Genomic DNA, 233 nt, shown 5'->3' with positions numbered 1-233 from the left:
GGGAACAGCTTCTCCTCCTTGAAGTGCCACCGGTCGTCGGCGGCCATGATGGCCCCGCTGAGGCTCGGGCCCGGCGAGTGGCCGCGCCTCTGGTTGGGCGACGAGTTGGGTGAGCCGCCCCCGTTCGACGTGAGCGTGTACGCGCTCGGGTCGAGCATGGTCTGGCGCAGCGAGGAGCCGCGGTTTCGGATCTGCGGGGTCGAGGCGTGCGACGACAGCGAGGGCGCCGAGGC

1 protein-coding gene is annotated in these 233 nt (G+C 71.7%); it reads right to left on the bottom strand.

Translation table 11 applies throughout. The features are described from left to right. Positions 1–233 (bottom strand): hypothetical protein (locus NCS67_RS31860; RefSeq protein ID WP_250437941.1); only part of this gene is annotated, 233 nt, incomplete at both ends.

Source organism: Caballeronia sp. ATUFL_F2_KS9A (assembly GCF_023630765.1).
Taxonomy (GTDB): Bacteria; Pseudomonadota; Gammaproteobacteria; order Burkholderiales; family Burkholderiaceae; genus Caballeronia; species Caballeronia zhejiangensis.
This window is presented reverse-complemented; position numbering and strand designations above follow the sequence as displayed.